The following is an 18,399-nucleotide window of genomic DNA, read 5'->3' on the forward strand; positions in this document are numbered from 1 at the left end:
GCGCGCGGGCGCGCCAGGCGGGCGGCTCGGTGTTCGGTGCTGCGCTCAGGCGCTCGCTGGGAACCGGCGGGCGCTATCTGGGCCAGACCATGCGGCTGATGGTGGGTATGCCCGATTACGAGCGCTATGTGGCCCACGTGCAGCGCGTGCATCCCGGGCAGACCCCCATGAGCTACGAGGAGTTCTTTCGCAACCGTCAGGACGCCCGCTACGGCGGGCGCGGCAAGGTGGGGTGCTGCTGAACGGGGTGCTCCTGGGTGAGGTGCTGCTGGGTGAGGCGCTGCTGGGTGGGGCGCTGCTGGGTGGGGCGCTGCCGGGGCGGAAAGTGCGCGCCCGCAGCGTGGGGTCTTCGCAGCCGTGCATGTCATGCGCCGACGTGGCTCCGTGCCCCGGCCTTTCCGCTCCAGGGGGAAGGGCCAGCCTGTTTTGTGGGTATGTGTTGCCGGGTGCTACGGCTCGTGAAGGGGCCGTTTGCCCTGCGGCCCTGATCGGGCCGATAATTGCAGAGGTCATGCCCAGACGCCTGTGTTCCGGCTCGTGGGCTTTCTGTGTTCATTCAAATGCGAGTACAACGGAGGAAGTCTGTGAGCGGAAGTGATGCAGCCGAACAGAACGCGGAATCACCCGCACGGGAGGCAGCGCCGTCCGGAGCGGGTGACGGTCCTTCCTCCAGCCTGTCCCCCGCGGATGGACTCGCCCCGCCGGCGCCACCGTCCGGCCCCGACGCCGACGATGCGCTGCCCCTGCTGAACCAGCAGTTCACCATGCTCAATGGTCTGCGCCGTGCGCGGACCTGGGTGGATGTCTATCTGGTCACCGGTACCTGCCTGCACGGCCAGATCCGTTCGTTCGATTCCAACATGCTGCTGCTGCAGACCCGCAGCGGCGAGGTGGCGCTCTATCACCACGCCGTCAGCAGCGTGATGCGCGCCCAGAAGCGCGGCGGCAGCCGGCCGTCGTCGTCCGCCCGCAAGCCGGCCCGCACGGTCGGCGGCCGCTCCGGCCAGCGCGACGAGGGAGGCCGTCCCGAGATGGATGGCGGTACCCGTGCCCATGGTGCCGGCCAGGCCCCCCGCGTCTGGCGGCAGCCGGCCATCGAAACAGCGCCGCGGCCCCGGGTGGAAATCAACCGGGAGGCGGGCGGCCGCATCGAGGGCTCACGCCTGTCGGCATCGCGTCCGGCCGGTGCGGCCCCGCGCCGGGCGCCGCCTCCGCCCGCCGGGGTGGTGGTGGTGCGCCACAAGCGGGTGCGCACCATCGTCAAGCCGGAAGACGTGTAGCGCGTGTCATGAGTTCATACACGCGCTGACCAGCATGCGTTCATAACACGTCCCAGGCGCCCCCCATGTTCAGCTATCGCCATGTCTTTCACGCCGGCAATCATGCCGACGTGCTCAAGCACGCCATCCTGGTGGCCATCCTGCGTCACCTGGCCCAGAAGGACAAGGCGTTCTGGGTGTTCGATACCCATGCCGGTGCTGGCCTGTACCGGCTCGATGCCGCCCAGGCCCGCAAGAATGCCGAGTACGCCAGTGGCATCGAGGCCCTGTGGCCGGTGAAGAAGCTGCCGCCGCTGCTGAAGGATTACTGCGAGGCCGTGGCGCGTTTCGATGCGGCGCATGGCCAGCAGCGGGGCGTCGCAGGCCGGGGGGAACGGGAAGCGAAGGCGGGCTCCGCTCGTGCCGGTGGGCCTGTGGAAGCCGGTTCGGAGAGGCGTGCAGCTGGGGCAGCTTTGATGGCTGGCGCGCCGTCCGGAAAGGTGGTGCGTGCCGGCCGCCTGCCGCGCTGGTATCCGGGGTCGCCCTGGCTGGCGCTGCAGGCCATGCGCCCGCAGGACCGGCTGCGCTGCTTCGAGGCGCATCCCAGCGAGATCCGCGCGCTGCAGAACAATCTGGCCGCGGCTGGGCGCCGGCAGGTGCAGGTGTTCGGCGAGGACGGCTTTGCCGGGCTGAAGGCGCTGCTGCCGCCGGTGTCGCGCCGCGGGCTGGTCGTCATCGACCCGTCCTACGAGGACAAGCGCGACTATTCGAAGGCGCGCCGCACGTTGATCGAGGCGCTGGAGCGCTTTGCCACCGGCACGATGATGCTCTGGTACCCGCTCGTGCGCCGTCGCGAGCTGATGCTGCTGCTCGAAAACCTGCCCAGGCTGCCCGGCCTGACCGACTGGCTGGATGTGCGCCTGCAGGTCAGCGCCCCGCCGGAAGATGGTTACGGGCTCTACGGCAGCGGCGTGTTCGTGATCAACCCGCCGTACACGCTGGCCCCCAGCCTGAAGGAAGCCATGCCGGTGCTGTGGGAGCTGCTGGGGCAGGACGCCCGTTCCGGCTGGTGGATGGGTTCGTCGAACGAGCGCTGAGCGCTGGTCGCTGGCCGTAAACGGGCAGTGGTATTCTGGCCTGTCGCCAGGGTGGGGGCAAGTGCTACGGTGGGGCAAAAATGCCATGGTGGCGGTATGTGCCGGATGCCGGCCGCTGTGAGAGCGACCGGTGCGGGAAGCGCTGTTTTTCCGGTGTCTCAGTGGCCAGTTTCGGGCTCGACGTAAAACGTCCCACGCGGTACGACCGGCAGCCAGCGTTTGTAGAAACCCAGATAACTGGCCTGCGGATCGATGTCCTGGAACAGTGACGGATAGGCCGCCTTGGCGATGTACTGTACCGACGCATAGTCGGCCACCGAGCGTGAGGCCCCCTGGTACGCACCATGAATGCGCTTGCTGCGGACGGCGGGCAGGCTGCTCCAGCCCGGACGCTGCGCAAAGCTCTCCAGCCGCTTGAGGGCATCCTCGCGGCTCACGTCGATGCCCATGCGCATGGCGGTGGGAACCTTGCTGCTTTCCGTGCCGGTGATCAGGATGACCTCCGGTTTGGCGGCAATGATCTGTTCCGGGTTCATCGGCCCCCAGTACTGGACGTAGGGAGCGGCAATGTTGTCGCCGCCGGCCAGGTCGATCAGGGCGCCCCACTGGCTGCGGCCGTAGGCGAAGCTGTATTCGGATGGCCCCTTGTTGCCGAATTCGGCATAGACCTTCGGTTTGGGCAGACCAGCCTGCTCGATGCGGGCCTGCACCGCTTCGACGGCACTGCGGTACTCGTCGGCAATCTTGCGGGCGCGCTTTTGCTGGCCGGTGACTTCGCCGATCAGCAGCGTGCTGGCAACATGGCTGGCCACGGTCTCTTCGTTGTAGTCCACCACCACGATGGGAATGCCCGCCTGCTGCAGGCGGTCGGCATCGGCGCCCAGGCTGCGGTACTGCCACCGGGCCAGCACGATCACATCCGGACGCAGCGCCAGCACCTTGTCCACGGAAAAGCTCTGGGTCTCGACATCGCCCACGTCGGGAAGCTTCTTCAGCGACGGACGATGGGCCGTGAACAGGGCCCAGCTGGCTGGCCGCCAGCCCTCCCAGCCCTCGCGCGACAGGCCGACCACCCGGTCGAAGGCCTTTTCCGTGCCAATGGCCATGTAGTCTTCGTAGTAAAAGCCCAGCAGCACCCGTTTGGCCGGCGACGCGATGGTCACCTTGCGTCCCTCGATGTCGGTCACTTCCTTCTTGGCGGCGAAGGCGGGGGCCATCAGACCCATGGCCAGGGCGCCCAGGGCAGCGGTCAGCAGGGGGCGGGGGAAGGGACGGGTGAATGACATGGGCGGATGACCTCGCAGGGAAAGGGAACGGGGCGTGAGGGGGGCGGACGGTTCACCGATGGTTTGGGGGCAGCATGCGACGGGAACGACGGGCGCAAAGCAGACGAATCCGCCGGATCAGCTGATGACGCCTGCAGGATCAGCTGATGCTCCCCGCAGGATCGGCCGATGCCCCACAGGATCGGCGCCACCGCCGGATCAGCTGATGGCCTGGGCCACCAGCGCGCAGAAACCCGGTGCGTGGGGCGGCTGTACCCCAGTGATGGTAACGCCTGCTGCAACGCTGCCCGATGCGATGCCGGAACCGGGTTCTGTCGCACCAGTCGTCGCTGTCGTTCGTGTCGTACCAGCCATGGCGGGGGGCGGCGTTTCCGCAGTCATCGTGCCCGGGCGAATCATCGTGACGGGCTCGTCCACCATGGCCAGCCCCTGCGCCTGCAGCCAGGCGCCGAGCTGCGGGCCGGGGGCCTGACTGCCGTGCGCTGCAAAGGCCAGCATGTCAGCCGCCAGATCAATGCGGATGAACTGGCCGGCATGGTCGGCCGTCAGATGCCGGATCAGGGCCTGGGCGTGCGATTCATCCCGGGCCAGCAGCGGCCCCAGCACCCAGCCCCGCCCGAAGCGGCGCAGCACACCGTAGCCGTCGATCTGCCCGCCGGCCGTCGTGCTCACCGTGCAGCGTTCATCGGGCTGCAGGCCCTGCAGCAGGTCGCGGATGAGCCACTGGCGGCTGATGCCGCGCGCGGCACTGTCCCAGTCCAGCAGGGCCGGCAGGTCGGCGGGCTGCAGCGGGCGGAGATGGCTGGCCTGGGATGTATTTGCAGTACAGGCTGTACGGAACCGTCCTGCGGCAGGTTGCGTATCTGCGGTGGGTTCTGTCCTTGCAGCAGGTTCTGCGACCGCTGCGTGCATGGCCCCCGTCACGCCGGCTGTCACACCTTCTCTCGCCGGGGGGGCTTCCGCCGGGGCCGACCCCGCCAGGCTGCCTGGCAGCAGGCTTTCTGCCGCCGGCTGCCATATGCCATGAAACTGCCGCGCCCGTCCGGTGGCATGGAAGCCCATCCTTTCGTAGAGCGGCAGCCCCGCCTGGGTGGCCTGCAGGGTCACACTGCGTTCGCCCTGCAGGGCGAGCAGCTGGTTGAACATCTGCTTGCCCAGCCCGCGTCCCTGCCAGGCGTCATCGACGATGACCATGCCGATGCTGCCGTGCGTCTCGCCCCAGAAAAAGGCAAAACCGCAGCCGATCAGGCGCCCGTCTGCCCGCAGGGCCACGGTGCCCCCGTGTCGTTCGGCCCATTGCTGAAAGCGCAGCAGGTCGGCCTCGCGGTGCGGCCAGCGCAGCGCCTGGCACATCCGCCAGCAGGCGTGGGCATCGGCCGGGGTGAGCGTGTCGAGGGTGGGGGTGGGAGCTGTCATGGGAATTCCGTGAGCGTGGGGGCCTTGTGGCGCAGTCCTGAGAACAAAAAGGCCAGCGATGTGCGGGGGCATCCCCGTGTCACATCACTGGCCGCCGGGCGCCTGGCTGGATGAGGCGCCTTGCCGGATGAAACGCCTTACTTCTTCTCGGTCTCGGGCTGGGTGATGAAGCCTACCTTGGAAAGCCCGGCCTTCGAGGCATCGACGATGGTCTCGGCCACATAGCGATAGGGGGTGGTCTCATCGGCGCGCAGATGCACGGCCGGTTGCGGATCCTTCGTGCCGGCTTCCTTGAAGCGGGCGGCGGCCTCTTCGCGGCTGACCTTGTCCTTGCCCCAGAACAGGTTGCCATCCGGATCGATGGAGAACTCGATGGTATCCGGCTTGCTTTCGGACGGGGCGGTGGTGGCGCGCGGCAGCGCCAGCTTCACCGAATTGGTGAGCAGCGGTGCGGTGACGATGAAGATCACCAGCAGAACCAGCATCACGTCGATCAGCGGAACCATGTTGATCTCGCCCATCGGAGAGTTGCTGCCTTTGGAATCAAAACTGGCAAATGCCATGGTGTGTCAGTCCTTCGGAGAGGTGTGCTGCAGCCGGGGAGCGCGACTGGCCCGGGCTGGATGCCCGCGGAGCCTGCCGGCCCGGGGCCGGCTGCAGCGCACCATGAACGGAGAAACGGAAAACGGCGATCAGGCTTCCTTCGGTTCGGTACGGTTGCCGGCGTGACCGCTCAGCGTCTGGCCCGATGACAGGAAGGTGAACAGCTCGAAGGCGAAGGCGTCCAGCTTGGCCGACACCACGCGGTTGCGCCGGGCCAGCCAGTTGTAGCCGATGACGGCGGGCAGCGCCACGGCCAGACCCAGACCGGTCATGATCAGGGCCTCGCCCACGGGGCCGGCCACCTGGTCCAGACCACCCGAGCCGCTCAGGCCGATGTTGACCAGCGCATGGTACACGCCCCACACCGTGCCGAACAGGCCGAAGAACGGGGCCGTGGCACCCACCGTGGCCAGCACGGACAGGCCGTTCTCGGCGCTCACGGTCTCTTCGTCCAGCACCTTCTTGATGGTGCGGGTGAGGAAGTCGGCCGGGCTGCCGGATTCGGCCATGCGGCCACCGTTGGCGCCGGTGCGGGCATAGTGCTGCACGGCCTGAAGGGCGTTGGCGGTCACGCGGGAGAAGGAATCATGCACCCCATGGGAGGCGATATCCCTGGCCACGGCCTGCATGGACGGGGCCTCCCAGAACATCTTCAGGAAGCGCTCAGCATGGCGTCGGCGCAGGAAGTAGGTGACACCCTTGACGAGGATCAGCGTCCAGGACACCACCGACATGCCCAGCAGGATGATCAGCAGGCCCTTGCTGATGGCATCACCCGACAGCAGGAAGTGGGCAAAGCCCAGGGTTTGTTGGGGTTCGTTCACGTTCAGTTCTCCAGTTCAAAGACGATCGGCACGATCCCATAGGCTTCGCGCGGCTCGCCGTTTTCGATGTTCGGTGAGAAGAGGGATCCGCGGGCGGCCGCCACGGCGGCATCGTCCAGGCGCGGGAAGCCCGAGGATTTTTCGATCTTGATTTCCGTCGGCCGGCCTTTCTTGTCGATCAGCACGCGCAGGATGACCTTGCCGGTCTCGCCTGCCCGCCTCGAGAAGGCGGGATATACCGGTTTGGGCTGACGCAGATAGGCGACCTGTCTGCCCGTGAGTACGCGGGGTGCATTGCTCGGTCCGGGCGTACCACGGCCAGCCTGTGGCTTGGCATCCGACGGCGCATTGGGCGTACCTTCCACTGGCGGGGCAGGGGGGGCCTGGGGCGCAGGGGGAGCGGGAGGCGCGGGCGGGGCCGGCGGCGAAGGCTCGGGTGGCTTCGGTGGAGGCGGTTCCTTGGGCTTGGGAGGCTCCTTCTTCCTGGGTTTGGGCTTGGGTTTCTTGGGCTTCTGCACCTCGAACTCGGGCTTGGGCTCGGGTTTCGGGGGGGGCTCGGCCACGACCGGCTCCGGCTCGGGTTCCGGTTCGACCGGAGGAGGCGGGGGTGGCGGCGGGGGCGGAGGCGGTGTGCTCGGTTCCGGAATGACCGGCGGCTGATAGGGCGCTTCGACGATGTCCACGGAAATGGGCACGTCATCGCCGCCGGCTACCTGCACCGGTTCGGAGCGCGTGATGCCATACAGCAGCGCGGCGTGCAGCAGCAGCACACCGCCCAGCGCGGGCAGCATGTGCCAGCGCGGCGATGACTGCCCCAGTTGGGTGGGGGAGAACATGCCGGTGGCTGCAACATCACGCTGCCCGACCGTCTGAGGTGCCTGCGATGGACTGGCGGGCGCCTGCTGAGGGGGAGAAGGTGGTTTCACACAGGAACGGGAAAAGGTTGCGGGAAGGGGCGCCGCCCCGGATGGCAGCGCGCGGTTCCGGACGAACCCGTACCGGAAGGACGCGGCTGTTGCCACGGATGACGCACAGACAGGCCATGCACCGGGAACCAGGAGCTGCCCGGTGCGTCGCATGCAGGCCGGTTGTGGATGGCGAAGCAGAGCGAGGGCACGGGTGAGGGTTCTTGCGGGGCCATGGCCGGCGCAGGGTGGGGGAGTGCAGCAGGACGGAAATGTGACTGTCAGATGGCTGTCAGAAACATGCCAGTTCTGTTACAAGCGCCACGGGGATAACGCGCGCGCCAATGTTAACGATTCGTATTGGAATCATCAAACCGTCGCTCTGCGATTCTTGTCGTGATTCCTGCAGCTTGCAAGCATGACCCTGCGCGGCAAAGGGGGTTGAATTGGGGCGGATATTTGCAGTGTTTTCGCAGGATGCCGCCCGGAGCAACAGCTACATGTGGATTACGTCACGCAACACAGATTTACGATTTTGAACCGGGAATCTGGCTGTATTTCAGGCCGTCAGGTGCCGGGAGACGGGGGGCAGGCATCACGGGCATGTGTCGGCCCATTTGTCATCTCCGTCCGTGCAACAGTTCCGCCCGCAGGGGGCAACACAGGCGCCTGTGGCGGCGGAGCGTGACCAAACACTCTATACAATGCGCGCATGCATACCGATACCACTTCCCTCTGGCCTGACTGGCAGCGTCAGTCCCTCTCCATTGTTGTCGATCGTGCCCTGACCGAACTGCGACGGGGACGGCCGGTTCTGATGCAGTCGCAGCCAGGGAAGCGGCCGCTCATGCCCGGTTACCATGGCTGCACGCCGTCCGGGGCCGACAATGGCTGGCATCCGGATCTGGCAGAGTCCTGGCTGTTCGTGCCTGTCGAGACACTGACACCCGACATGCTGCGCCTGATCGAGGAGGTCAGCAGATGCAAGTGTCTGCTGCTGTCGGCACAACGTGTTGCTGCGTTGCTGGCCCTGCGCGAGAAATCGTCTGATGTTCAGCCGGGGGCAGGAAAAACCGCCGTGTCCGCAGCTGAACGTGTTGCCCAGGGGCAGCTTTGTGCGTTTGAGCTGCCCGGGCCACGGGAATACCAGTCCGTGGCAGGCAGGGAAGCGCTTGCAAGCATACTTGGGCTGTCATTGCGCAGTGACGCACCGGGGCAAACCGGTATGCAGGTCAGTGGCGAGGTTCCGGCCGAAGACTACCTGCACGTCCTTCGAGAGGCTGCCGGGCTGGCGCCTGCCACCTGGTTCGAGGTTCCACCCTTCGTGCGCAGGGCACTGGACGCAGGCATGCGGCCTCCCGCGGAAAACGGCAGCGCTACTGCGGTGGCCGCCATCCTCTGCGACCGCTCGCTCGTTGCCTCTCCCCCCGTCATGATGTCAGAGGCTGCCATTGCGCTGGCCCGTGAAGCCAGGCTGGCGCCCGCCCTGGTGGCTGTTCGGATCCAGACGGCCGGAAAGGCTGTCGATGCACTTTACGCGGTCCGTAGCCAGACATACCGTGACCAGCAGCAGGCAGAAAAGCCTGCCGATCAGCAGGCTATCCTGGGGGCATGGCTGCAATCGCTGCTGCCGGTCGATCCTGCCCAGGTGCTCCAGTACGTCTCTGACCGTCCCGCCCATCTGGAAGAGATCAGCGATGCGCCGGTGCCGCTGGAACGCATCGTCGATGGCCCCAGCGGGGCGCATGCTCCGGGTACGGTCCCCATCGGCAGCCGCTTCGTCGTCTTCCGCGAAAAGAACACCGATTTCGAGCATGTCGCCGTCATCGTCGGCGATCCTGACTTCAACGGCCCCGATCCGGTCCGTGTCCGCCTGCATTCCTCTTGCCTGACTGGCGATCTCTTCGGCAGCCTGCGCTGCGACTGTGGCGACCAGCTGCGCGGTACGGTGCAGCGGCTGGCCCGGGAGGGCGGTGGCATCATCCTGTACCTGTCGCAGGAAGGGCGGGGCATCGGCATTGCCAACAAGCTGCGTGCCTACCGGCTGCAGGACGCGGGGCAGGACACGCTGGATGCCAACCAGTCGCTGGGTTTCCGGATGGACGAGCGCCACTTCGAGGTGGCCGCTGCCATGCTGAAATCGCTCGGGTGCACCCGCATCCAGCTGCTCACCAACAACCCGGCCAAGATCGAGTCGCTGCGCGCCGCAGGCATCGACGTGGTCGAGCGCGAACCGGTGAAGGGCGAGGTCAACCCGCACAACCAGCAGTATCTGGTCACCAAGATGAAACGGGCCGGCCACCTGTTCGAGCGCAGCGAGCTGCGCCTGCCCGACCGGCCGGCGGCGGCCTCTCTCCCGGCTGATGCCGCCCGTCTGGGTGATGCAGCGCGCCCGGATGATGCAGCCCGTTCCGGAGAGGCTGCCCGTTCGGAGGGGCTGGTGCATCCGCGCGATGCAGCCCTTCAGGCGGGCGGCGTGGCCGTGCCGGCCAGCGCGTCCAGCGATGCCGGCTTTACGCCATCGCGCGCCATCCGCGCCCGCATCCTGCAGGCCGGCCAGCGCTTCCATGCCAACGACAACATCGCGGCCTTCATCCGCGATGACGAGCTGGCCCTGCTGCAGGACGAAGTGGCCGAGCGGATGCAGGCGCTGCTCGAATCGCTGGTCATCGATACCGAGTCCGACCACAACACCCAGGATACGGCGCGGCGCGTGGCCAAAATGTACCTGAACGAGGTGTTTGCCGGCCGCTATCGTGCCGCGCCGGACATGACCGAGTTTCCCAACGTGGAAAAGCTCAACGAGCTGCTGGTGGTGGGGCCCATCACCGTGCGCTCAGCCTGCTCGCATCACTTCTGCCCGATCATGGGCCGGCTGTGGGTGGGCGTGCTGCCCAATGCCGATTCCAATCTGATCGGCCTGTCCAAGTACGCGCGTCTGGCCGACTGGATCATGAGCCGGCCGCAGATCCAGGAAGAGGCCGTCAAGACGCTGGCCGACGAGCTGGAGCGCCGGCTGGCGCCCGACGGGCTGGCCGTCATCATGAAGGCCGACCACTTCTGCATGCACTGGCGCGGCGTGAAGGACGAGAGCCAGATGACCTCCTCGGTGATGCGGGGCGCCTTCCTGCGCAACAGCAGCCTGCGCCGCGAACTGCTGTCGCTGATCGCCGACATGGGCAAGGGCTGAAACCAGCACGCAGCCCGGCCGGGGCGCGGGCGGGGGCATGCCGGGTGACACGTAGCCGGGTGGCGCAGGGACGTGTCGTGGGCCGTTGCGAGCCTTCGTGCATCGGTTCGTTTCTGTGTAACAGTGCATGCCAGAGCTTTTCCCGCGCGGGCAAACCGGGGACGGCGCGATGCCCCCTGTGGGAAAATGGCCCGGCCGCACGGCTGCCATCGGGTATGCTGCAGCGCAGCGCCGCCAGGGTACGCCGCGACGGCCTCTCTCCTCCTTTTCTGTTCGACGCCCGTCTTCAGCGGGCAAGATATCTCATGGACAAACAGACTCTCCTGGTCACCGGCGGTGCCGGTTACATCGGTTCCCACACCGTGGTGGAACTGCTGGGCGCCGGGCATGACGTGGTCATTCTCGACAACTTCAGCAACAGCTCGCCGAAGGTGGTCGACCGCATCGAAGAAATCGCCGGCCGCCGGCCGCAGCTGGTCGAGGGCGATGCCGGTGATCGCAGCACGCTGCAGCAGCTGCTGTCCCGTCACCGCATCGATGCCACCATCCACTTTGCCGGCTACAAGGCCGTGGGCGAGTCGGTGGCCAAACCGCTGGCCTACTATGGCAACAACGTCGGCGGTACCGTGGTGCTGCTCGAGTGCCTGGAAGAGGCGGGGGCCCGCCGCTTCGTGTTCAGCTCGTCGGCCACTGTCTATGGTGACCCGGCCAGCGTGCCCATCCGTGAAGACTTCCCCACCGGCCCCACCAACCCCTATGGCCGCACCAAGTGGTACATCGAGCACATGCTCAACGACCTGGCAGTGGCCAGTCCGGACTGGTCGATCGGCATCCTGCGCTACTTCAACCCGGTGGGGGCACATGTCTCGGGCCGCATCGGCGAGAATCCGCGCGGCATCCCCAACAACCTGATGCCCTTCGTCACGCAGGTGGCGGTGGGCAAGCGGCCGCAGCTGTCGGTCTTCGGTGGCGACTATCCCACGCCCGACGGCACCGGCGTGCGCGACTACATCCACGTGGTCGATCTGGCGCTGGGGCACCTGGCGGCGCTGGAGAAGGTGGCCCGTGGCAAGGGCGCCTGGACGATCAATCTCGGCACGGGCATCGGCTACTCGGTGCTGGACATCGTCAAGGCCTTCGAGAAGGCCAGCGGCCGGCCCATCCCGTACCAGATCGTCGACCGTCGCCCCGGCGATGTGGCGCAATGCTACGCCGATCCCTCGCTGGCCGCGCAGGAACTGGGCTGGCGCGCCACCCGTGACCTGCAGACGATGTGCGCCGACAGCTGGCGCTGGCAGGAAGGCAATCCCGAGGGGTATTGAGGTACGCCGGCCGGTGCCCGACGCTCCCACTGGTTTTTGCCGGGGAGCCATGCCTGCAGAGCCTCTGCCACGGCCTCCTGTCTGCCGGTTTTCTGGACATTCTCCGGAAAATAACATTATGTTACTGTAATGGATATCACCCGAAACCCGCATGAACAGCCGGTTTCGGGTGAAAAACCCGTCTTCCGGGTTATTCCCGGAATGGTTTTCCGGGTGGGGGCTGGTTATTGCGTTATAATGCCCTTGCTGTTCCCCATTAATTTCCCCGTACGGGGTGCATTTTCAACCACACCCGGGGTTCAGCTTCGCGTCGGGTTTTCTGCTTCATGCCAGAGATGTCTCGTACCCGGGATGTCCCGTGCATGAGGGGTTTCCCCCTGAAGGCAGAAAGCGCCTGCATCGCCAGCGCTTCCGCTGCTGCCCGTTTTTTGCGGTGGCCATCGTCTGGTCCGTTGCGGGCGCATGTCTGGGCCTCACCGCCTTGCCGGTGTCTGCGTAGTTTTTCTGCATATCGGCCCGTTTTGCCCACCCGGCATTTTCCGGCTCTGTCCGGATAACACCCGTGTGCACGCGTGTGCGTGCCATGGCATACCAGTATCGGTTCCCCCTGGGTCTTCCAGATCATCGCCGTCGGGCAGATCTGGCCCAGTCGCGCGGGCTCTCGTCCGGCGGCCGGTCAGAGGGTCGCTACCGTTCGCCACCGGCGTCGGTATCCGGTCTTCCGTCAAAGAGGAGTCAAACATGTCCCGTCTTTCACCGCAGCCTTCCGCAGTCGTCAACTCCGCCCGGCACGAGGCCGGCCCCCGCCTTCCCCTGGCCGCCCTGTCTGCCGCAGCCCTCGGCGTGGCAGCCCTGTTTGCCGCACCGGCCGCCCAGGCCGCCGATGCCCCGGCCTGTGAAGTGAATCACCCCGTGCGCTTCGGCGGCATGAACTGGGAGTCCAACCTGGTGCTGACCGAAATCGAGCGTCGCATCATGGAGAAGGGCTACGGCTGCGAAACCGACGTGCTGCCCACCGAAGCCCTGCCGGCGCTGGCTGCCCTGGGCCGGGGTGACCTGGATGTGAACAGCGAGATCTGGCAGAACAGCGTGGCCGAACCCTGGGCCAAGGCGGCTGCCACTGGCAAGGTCAAGTCCGTCGGTACGGCTTTCATGGGCGCCGAAGCCTGGTACATTCCGCGCTATGTGGCCGAGCGCTTCCCCGACCTGAAGTCCGTCAAGGACCTGCCCAAACACAAGGAAGACTTCGTCGACAACGAAGACCCCGACAAGGGCCGCTTCTACGGCTGCCCGGCCGGCTGGGGATGCGAGGTCGTGACTTCGCAGATCTTCAAGGGCGACAAGGAGCTGGCCGCCAGCTTCAACCTGTTCTCGCCCGGCACCGGTGCCGCCCAGAAGGCCGCGCTGACCTCGGCCTACAAACGGAAGAAGAACATCGTCTTCTACTACTGGTCGCCCACGCCGGTGGTCGGCTCCATGGATCTGGTCAAGCTGGAAATGCCTCCGTATGACGAGGCCAAGCACAAGTGCCTGACCGACCCCGACTGCCCGAATCCGGAAATCGTCGACTATCCGCAGAACCCGGTGCTGACGGCCGTCAACACGAAGTTCAGCGAGCAGGCGCCGAAGGCCACCGAGTTCCTCTCGAAGGTGTCGCTGCCGGTGGATGTGGTCAATGCGGCACTCGCCCACATGGAAGAGGAATCGCTGGAGGCCCCGGACGTGGCCAACTGGTTCCTGAAGAACCACGAGGAGGTCTGGACCAAATGGGTGCCGGCCGACGTGGCCGAGCGTGTGAAGGCGGGGCTCTGACATGGCGTTTCCCGAACTCTTCAACCCGGCCGGCATGCGCAAGGGTATCGACAGCTTCGTCGATACCATCGTCACCCGCTACGGCGACTCGCTGGGTGCTCTGTCCGACCACTTCGAGCGCTGGCTGTCGTGGTTCGAGAAGCTGCTGCGAACGTCGCCCTGGTGGGCGGTGGTGCTGGTGGTGGTCCTGATCGCCTGGTGCCTTACCCGGCGGCTGGGCTTCTCCATCCTGATGGGGGCCATGCTGTGCATCATCGGCCTGCTGGGCCTCTGGGATGCCGGCATGCAGACGCTGGCGCTGATGCTGATGGCCACCTTCCTGTCGGTCATCATCGGCATTCCGGTGGGCATCCTGATGGGCCGGGTGGACTGGGTGCGGGCCGTTCTGCACCCGGTGCTGGACGTGATGCAGACCATGCCCAGCTTCGTCTACCTCATCCCGGTGGTCATGCTGTTCGGCCTCGGCAAGACGGCGGCGCTGATCGCCACCATCATCTATGCCGTGGCCCCGCTCATCCGCCTCACCGACCTGGGCATCCGTCTGGTCGATCGGGAAGTGCTGGAAGCAGCGCGCGCCTATGGGGCCAACACCTGGCAGCAGCTCTTCGGTGTGCAGATTCCGCTGGCGCTGCCCAACATCATGGCGGGCATCAACCAGACCACGATGATGGCGCTGGCCATGGTGGTGATCGCCTCGATGATCGGCGCCACTGGTCTGGGCCATGAGGTGCTGCTGGGCATCAACCGCCTCGAAGTGGGCCGCGGCCTGATGGCGGGGGCTTCCATCGTCGTGCTGGCCATCCTGTTCGACCGCATCACCCAGGCCTATGGCCGTCGCCAGCGCAAGGGGGGCGCACACTGATGAGCAAGATCGAGGTCCGCAACATCTACAAGATCTTCGGCCCGCACCCCGAGCGCTGGCTGAAGGCCGCCCAGGACGGCATGAGCAAGGAAGAGCTGCTGGCCAAAAGTGGCCATACGCTCGGCCTGCGCGACATCTCCCTGTCCATCGAGGAAGGCAGCATCTACGTCATCATGGGCCTGTCCGGTTCGGGCAAGTCCACGCTGATCCGTCACTTCAACCGCCTGATCGAGCCTACCGCGGGCGAGATCCTGGTCGATGGCCAGAACGTGGTGCAGATGGGCAAGCGCGAACTGCAGGACTTCCGCCAGCACAAGATGTCCATGGTGTTCCAGCGCTTCGGCCTGCTGCCGCACCGCACCGTGCTGGACAACGCCGCCTATGGGCTGGCCGTGCAGAAGGTGCCGCGTGCCCAGCGTGAGGAGAAGGCCCGCTACTGGCTGGACCAGGTGGGCCTGTCCGGCTTCGAGAACCAGTATCCGAACCAGCTCTCGGGCGGCATGCAGCAGCGCGTGGGCCTGGCCCGGGCGCTGGCCACCGACGCCGAGATCCTGCTGATGGACGAAGCCTTCTCGGCGCTGGACCCGCTGATCCGCCGCGAGATGCAGGACCATCTGCTCAAGCTGCAGGCCCGGCTGAACAAGACCATCGTCTTCATCACCCACGATCTGGACGAGGCCCTGCGCCTGGGCAACCACATTGCCATCCTGAAGGACGGCGAGCTGATCCAGGACGGCGAGCCCGAGGACATCCTGCTGGCCCCGGCCACCGAGTACGTGCAGTCGTTCCTGCAGGACGTGAACCGCTCCAAGGTGCTCAGCGCCGGCCACGCGCTGCAGGAGGGGCCGCGGCTGACGCTGACCATGCGGACGCGCCCGCACCATGCGCTGGCGCTGCTGCAGGAGAAGAAATTCGACTACGCACCGGTGCTGGACGGCAAGCGCCTGGGCGGCGTGCTGACCGTGGGCCGCATCATCGACGCGCTCAAGGACGGCGCCCGCGATGTATCCGACTACGTGGAGGACATGGCGTCCGTGCCGTCCACCGCCGGTCTGGATTCCGTGCTGGGCCATCTGCTCAAGAGCGACCAGCCGCTGGCCGTGACCGGCGATCACGACGAATTCGTCGGCATGCTGTCGCGCAGCAAGGTGCTGAGCCTCGTCAGCAACGAAACACCGGAGCTGGTGCCCGAAAACGCCGCCTCGCCGGCCATTGCGGCCGAGGGCGAGGCCCAGAAGGCGGCGGCGGAGCAGGCCGCAGCGGAGCAGGCCGTGGCAGAACAGGCAGTGGCGGGACAGGCCGCTGCCGAAAAGGCCGCTGCGGATCAGGCGGCCCCAGGCCAGCCGGCCGCGCAGGCTGCTGCCGAACCGAAAGACACTTCATCGGGAAGCAGCAGCTGACGAACGACGTATATCATGCCCCTTTGAGGGCGTGTATACCGCCGTCATCACAGGGCGATCCTTTTCGCGAGGGGTCGCCCTGTTTTCGTATCCTTCCCCGTTGCGTGAAGAAGTGTCGTGTTGCGTCATACGCGGATTTCAGGGGCAGTCGGGGAAGTACCTGATCAGCCCGCCATCCGCCGGCAATCCTGGCCGTGGGCCGTGGCCTGCAGCCGTTCCAGCAGCGCTGCCACCGTGCCCAGCCCGGGTACCGGCAGCGCTGCGTCGATCTCGGCCAGCGGCATCAGCACGAACAGCCGCTCGTGCAGGCGCGGATGGGGCAGCGTGAGCTGCGTGTCCGTACGCACCTCGTCATTGAACAGCAGCACGTCCAGATCGAGCGTGCGCGGCGCGTTGCGGTAGGGCCGCTGCCGACCAAACGCCTGTTCGATGCCCTGCAGCGCAGCCAGCAGGGCAGGGGCGTCCAGCGAGGTGCCTGCCCGCACCACCTGGTTGCAGTACCACGGCCCGGATGAGTCGACTGGTGCACTGTCGTACAGGCCGGAGGCCGCCTGCAGCGTGATGCCGGGCAAGGTGCCCAGCTGCTGCAGGGCCGCCCGCAGCGTGTCGGCCGGATGCCCGGCCTCGCTGGGCAGGTTGGCGCCCAGGCCGATCCAGGCGGTGTTCAGATGAGCTGGCATGCTTTATCCGGGGTATGACAGGGCACGAAGGCGCTTCGTTGTGCCGATACCCCTGGGACGCCTGGCTGGCGGAAGGGCACGGCGTTCCGCGAGGGGAAATGATCAGGGTTCAGTGCAGCTGGCCAGACCGAAGCTCTGCTCGGACCGCCGCATCAGACCGCAGCCCCACTTACGGGCGGCAGCGGTGCCATGACGGTAGTGTCAACGGCACCTGCCGCCGCTCCCGAACCGGCCACGTCACTGCTGTCACCCCCTTCGCCACCTGCCGCAGCACCCTTGCTGCGCCGCCGGCGCCGCTTGCGGTTGCCGCTGCCCTTCGGAGCATTGGCCAGGCTTTCCTTCACCAGCCGTTCGCGTTCGTCATGGTTGCCGGTGGTGAAGGCCGTCCACCAGTCGGCCATGGTGCCGTCCAGCTCGCCGGCACCGGCGCGCAGCAGCAGAAAATCGTAGCCGGCCCGGAAGCGCAGCTGGGTGATCAGCGTGAACGCCTGGCGGCCCCGTTTTTCCAGCCGGGGCTGCATCATCCAGATTTCGCGCATGTCCGCCTGATAGCGCCGCTGCAGCGACAGCTTCACCCCCTGCTCGTCCAGCACGCTGGTAATGGCCAGGTCCAGTGCCGGCACCACGTGTTCGCCCCGGGTACGGGCGGCTTCCCAGCGCACCCGCACCTGCGGCCACAGCAGGGCGGCAAACAGGAAGCTGGGCGAGACCGATTTGCCCTGCTGCACGCGCTCGTCGGTGCGGGTCAGGGCCTGCGTGACGAAGCCCTCGTCGGTTTCGAAAATGGTGTCGAGCAGCGGCAGGATGCCGTGGTGCAGCCCCTCGTGCCGCAGCCGCTGGATGCAGGCCAGGCCGTGGCCGCTTTCCAGCAGTTTCATGATCTCGTCGAAAATCCGTGCCGGCGGCACGTTCTCGAGCAGCGGGGCCATCCGGCGGATGGGCTTGAGGGTGGGTGGATCGACCTGAAAATCCAGCTTGGCCGCAAAGCGTACCGTGCGCAGCATCCGCACCGGATCCTCGCGGTAGCGGGTGGCCGGGTCGCCGATCATGCGCAGCAGCCGGGCGTTCAGATCCTGCACGCCGCCCAGCGGGTCGATCAGCGTTTCGGCAATCGGGTCGTAATACAGCGCGTTGACCGTGAAGTCGCGACGCAGGGCATCTTCGTCGCGGGTGCCGAATTCGTTGTCGTTGAGCATGCGGCCGTGCGCATCGGTCTGGCCGTTGGTCTGCGCAGCGCGGAAGGTGGTGACCTCGATGGTCTCCCGGCCGAACATCACGTGCACGATCCGGAAGCGCCGCCCGATCAGACGCGCACGCCGAAAGACGTGCAGCACCTCTTCCGGGGCGGCATCGGTGGCCACGTCGAAATCCTTCGGTTCACGCCCCAGCAGCAGGTCACGCACGCCGCCGCCCACGATGTAGGCCGCAAAACCCGCCTGCTGCAGCTCCTCGCAGGTCCGCAGGGCGGCAAAGGAGATCCGCTGCTTCGACAGACCCAGCGCCGCGGCCGGGTGGCTGTGTGCATTCGCGCCCGCTGCCGCGCCTTTTCGGCTGCCGCTGCGGACCGGGCGGGAGGCTGGCAGGGCAGCATGCCGTGGCGCGCTGGTCCGGGAACGGCGGGTGGCGGGAGCCGGCGCACGCGATGCCGGTGTCTGGCTTTCGGAGGCCGGGGCGTTGTCCTTGCCGTGGCTGTCTGTCCGCGCGGTCTGACCGGACATCCATTTGAAGAGTCGGTTGAGCACG

At 66.7% G+C, this 18,399-nt stretch carries 15 protein-coding genes and 1 pseudogene; 9 read left to right on the forward strand and 7 right to left on the reverse strand.

Annotated features, from left to right (window positions below; translation table 11 throughout):
- Positions 1 to 56: 56 nt before the first annotated feature.
- From EHV23_RS15750 to EHV23_RS16320, 3 genes are all read left to right on the forward strand, one after another.
- Positions 57 to 242, forward strand: a complete 186-nt coding sequence (locus EHV23_RS15750; protein ID WP_275265089.1) for a YbdD/YjiX family protein — start codon at positions 57 to 59, stop codon at positions 240 to 242.
- A gap of 342 nt (positions 243 to 584) precedes the next feature.
- A complete protein-coding gene (locus EHV23_RS00910; protein WP_158615761.1) occupies positions 585 to 1,280 on the forward strand; it encodes an RNA chaperone Hfq in 696 nt (231 codons plus the stop codon).
- A 65-nt stretch (positions 1,281 to 1,345) separates the two neighbouring features.
- Entirely contained in the window at positions 1,346 to 2,356 is a 1,011-nt protein-coding gene (locus EHV23_RS16320; RefSeq protein ID WP_125094310.1) for a 23S rRNA (adenine(2030)-N(6))-methyltransferase RlmJ, read from the forward strand.
- A gap of 158 nt (positions 2,357 to 2,514) precedes the next feature.
- Here the strand turns inward: EHV23_RS16320 and EHV23_RS00920 are convergent, their stop codons facing one another.
- From EHV23_RS00920 to EHV23_RS15125, 5 genes are all read right to left on the reverse strand, one after another.
- Complete coding sequence (locus tag EHV23_RS00920; RefSeq protein WP_125094311.1) at positions 2,515 to 3,642, reverse strand: ABC transporter substrate-binding protein; 1,128 nt, start codon at positions 3,640 to 3,642, stop codon at positions 2,515 to 2,517.
- Between the two features lie 198 nt (positions 3,643 to 3,840).
- Positions 3,841 to 5,058, reverse strand: a complete 1,218-nt coding sequence (locus EHV23_RS00925) for a GNAT family N-acetyltransferase (protein ID WP_158615762.1) — start codon at positions 5,056 to 5,058, stop codon at positions 3,841 to 3,843.
- Between the two features lie 137 nt (positions 5,059 to 5,195).
- Complete coding sequence (locus EHV23_RS00930; protein ID WP_125094313.1) at positions 5,196 to 5,621, reverse strand: ExbD/TolR family protein; 426 nt, start codon at positions 5,619 to 5,621, stop codon at positions 5,196 to 5,198.
- Positions 5,622 to 5,750: 129 nt separating this feature from the next.
- Positions 5,751 to 6,485: a MotA/TolQ/ExbB proton channel family protein gene (locus EHV23_RS00935; RefSeq protein ID WP_125094314.1), complete on the reverse strand. Its 735-nt coding sequence runs from the start codon at positions 6,483 to 6,485 to the stop codon at positions 5,751 to 5,753.
- Positions 6,486 to 6,487: 2 nt separating this feature from the next.
- Complete coding sequence (locus tag EHV23_RS15125; RefSeq protein WP_158615763.1) at positions 6,488 to 7,321, reverse strand: energy transducer TonB; 834 nt, start codon at positions 7,319 to 7,321, stop codon at positions 6,488 to 6,490.
- Positions 7,322 to 8,825: 1,504 nt separating this feature from the next.
- On the opposite strand from EHV23_RS15125, the pseudogene ribA reads away from it, so the two are divergent.
- The 6 genes and pseudogenes from ribA to EHV23_RS00970 all read left to right on the forward strand — a co-directional run.
- Positions 8,826 to 9,692, forward strand: a pseudogene (gene ribA / locus EHV23_RS15765) (GTP cyclohydrolase II); the annotation flags it as partial.
- A gap of 174 nt (positions 9,693 to 9,866) precedes the next feature.
- Positions 9,867 to 10,580 (forward strand): GTP cyclohydrolase I, encoded by a 714-nt coding sequence (gene folE / locus EHV23_RS15770; RefSeq protein WP_238990339.1) that lies wholly within the window; start codon positions 9,867 to 9,869, stop codon positions 10,578 to 10,580.
- 305 nt (positions 10,581 to 10,885) lie between these two features.
- Positions 10,886 to 11,902: a UDP-glucose 4-epimerase GalE gene (galE, locus tag EHV23_RS00955; protein ID WP_125094317.1), complete on the forward strand. Its 1,017-nt coding sequence runs from the start codon at positions 10,886 to 10,888 to the stop codon at positions 11,900 to 11,902.
- 741 nt (positions 11,903 to 12,643) lie between these two features.
- A complete protein-coding gene (locus tag EHV23_RS00960; protein ID WP_125094318.1) occupies positions 12,644 to 13,714 on the forward strand; it encodes an ABC transporter substrate-binding protein in 1,071 nt (356 codons plus the stop codon).
- Between the two features lies 1 nt (position 13,715).
- Positions 13,716 to 14,576 (forward strand): ABC transporter permease, encoded by an 861-nt coding sequence (locus EHV23_RS00965; RefSeq protein ID WP_162499727.1) that lies wholly within the window; start codon positions 13,716 to 13,718, stop codon positions 14,574 to 14,576.
- The gene (locus EHV23_RS00970) at positions 14,576 to 15,976 is read left to right on the forward strand and encodes a quaternary amine ABC transporter ATP-binding protein (RefSeq protein ID WP_125094319.1); all 1,401 of its coding nucleotides are present in this window, start codon (positions 14,576 to 14,578) and stop codon (positions 15,974 to 15,976) included. The genes EHV23_RS00965 and EHV23_RS00970 overlap by 1 nt, the downstream gene beginning before the upstream one ends.
- Positions 15,977 to 16,140: 164 nt before the next feature.
- Here the strand turns inward: EHV23_RS00970 and folK are convergent, their stop codons facing one another.
- Both folK and pcnB read right to left on the reverse strand, forming a co-directional pair.
- Positions 16,141 to 16,656 carry a 2-amino-4-hydroxy-6-hydroxymethyldihydropteridine diphosphokinase gene (gene folK, locus EHV23_RS00975; protein WP_125094320.1) on the reverse strand — a complete coding sequence of 172 codons (516 nt, stop codon included), beginning with the start codon at positions 16,654 to 16,656 and terminating at the stop codon, positions 16,141 to 16,143.
- Positions 16,657 to 16,808: 152 nt separating this feature from the next.
- Complete coding sequence (pcnB, locus tag EHV23_RS00980) at positions 16,809 to 18,398, reverse strand: polynucleotide adenylyltransferase PcnB (protein WP_203228841.1); 1,590 nt, start codon at positions 18,396 to 18,398, stop codon at positions 16,809 to 16,811.
- Position 18,399: the final 1 nt, after the last annotated feature.

This window comes from Lautropia dentalis (assembly GCF_003892345.1).
Taxonomy (GTDB): Bacteria; Pseudomonadota; Gammaproteobacteria; order Burkholderiales; family Burkholderiaceae_E; genus Lautropia; species Lautropia dentalis.